Below are 1,580 nucleotides of genomic sequence, written 5' to 3' on the forward strand. Positions count from 1 at the left end.
TTAATTTCTCGCCCCCCGGGTATTTTGGGCCCTCCAAGCCTCTCTCCTTCGCCCCGGGTGGGGCGCCTTTAAGGAATCGGGGGCTGCCGCCCCATTCAGGTCTTGGGGCTGCCGAGGTGGTGCCAGTCGACGCGACGGGTCAGGGTCATCACGGTGGCCAGGGCCGCGAACAGCACGCCGGCGCCCACCAGCAGGGCGTAGTCCTCGGATCGCAGCAGCGAGTAAAGCAGGCCGTAGAGGCCCGCCAGGCCCGCCCCGAAGCACAGGCCCCGCTTCGCCCCACCCAGCACCCCGGCCAGGTAATAGCCCAGCAGCGCACTGCAGGAAGCCGCCGCCAGGCCATAGGCCAGCCCGAAGCCGATGTGTTCGGACAGTGACAGCAGCAGCAGGTAGAACATCGCCAGCGCCAGCCCGGTCAGGCCGTATTGGACCGCATGCACCGGCCTTGACGACAGGGCTTCCACCAGGAACACCGCACCGAACACCAGGCCCAGGAACAGCAGCGCGTACTTCATGGCCCGGTCGGTCATCAGGTAGCGGTCCACCGGCTCGACCAGGCGCACGCCAAAGCCGCTTTCGGCCAAACCATCGCAGCTGGTTTCCATCGGGGAGCAGGCGGCGATCACCTGCTGCACGCGGCTCGAGAGCTTGGACACGGCCCAGTTGGCGCTGAACCCGTCGTCGGTGATCGTCGAGGCCTGCGGCAGGTGCCGGCCCTCGAAGCCCGGGTGCGGCCAGTCGGCCGAGGCCGTGACGGTGGTTTCAGCGCCCACGGGCAGCCAAGCCAGCGATTGGGTTCCGGTCAAATCCAGCGCGACTTCGAAGGCCAGCGGCGCTTCCAGGGCCGGCAGCGGCACCGGCGCATGCAGCCCTTCGGGCAGCCAGCCCACGCGCGTGCCGGGCTCGGCGGTGACGGGGCGGCCGTCCACCTTCAGCGCCATCCGCTGCACGCCGCGGTTGTCGCCCAGGCCCAGCACCAGCCAGGCGCGCACGGGCTTGAGCTGGCCCTGCCCTTCCGCAGCGGGCGGCACATGCCGGAATTCGCCGGCCATTTTCAGAGCGCCATGGAACAGGGGCACCGTGAACAGGCTGCGGCCGCGCTGCTCGATCCTGAGCTGGCTGTCGACCGCCAGCCGGCCCGGGCTGACCAGGTAGTGCACGGTTTCACTGGCCTGTTCGGTTTCCTCGCGCATCAGGCCGCCCTCGCTGACCACGCGGCGGCGCTCGGTGAGCTTCACGGCCTCCACCAGCAGCAGCGGCCCCACCACCTGCTGCGGCCCCGACGAGGACCGGGCGATCTCGTCTGCCACCTCCTGCCCGCGGGCCTGGCGCTCGGCCACCAGGCCGTCCAGCAGGCCCAGCGGGATCAACAGCAGCAGCAACAACAGGCCCACCAGGGCCAACTTCCAGCCAATGCGCATGGCGCGTGCTCCAGGTCACCGCCAAGCGCGGCAACCTCATTGCAACAGGCGCAGCGGGCCTTTCCAGGGCGAAATCTGGCGATTGCCGGGCAGTGGACGGGGCAAGAACGGGGTCAGGTTCACTTTACCCGGCCGATGACAGGTGCTTGGGGGGAAGGA

General features: G+C 69.4%; 1 protein-coding gene. It reads right to left on the reverse strand.

All coding sequences use genetic code 11. The features are described 5' to 3' along the window. Positions 1-95: 95 nt before the first annotated feature. Complete coding sequence (gene creD / locus K0M70_RS15970) at positions 96-1,421, reverse strand: cell envelope integrity protein CreD (RefSeq protein WP_290783748.1); 1,326 nt, start codon at positions 1,419-1,421, stop codon at positions 96-98. Positions 1,422-1,580 lie beyond the last annotated feature (159 nt).

This window comes from Arenimonas sp. (assembly GCF_019459675.1).
In the GTDB taxonomy this organism is placed as follows: Bacteria; Pseudomonadota; Gammaproteobacteria; order Xanthomonadales; family Xanthomonadaceae; genus Arenimonas.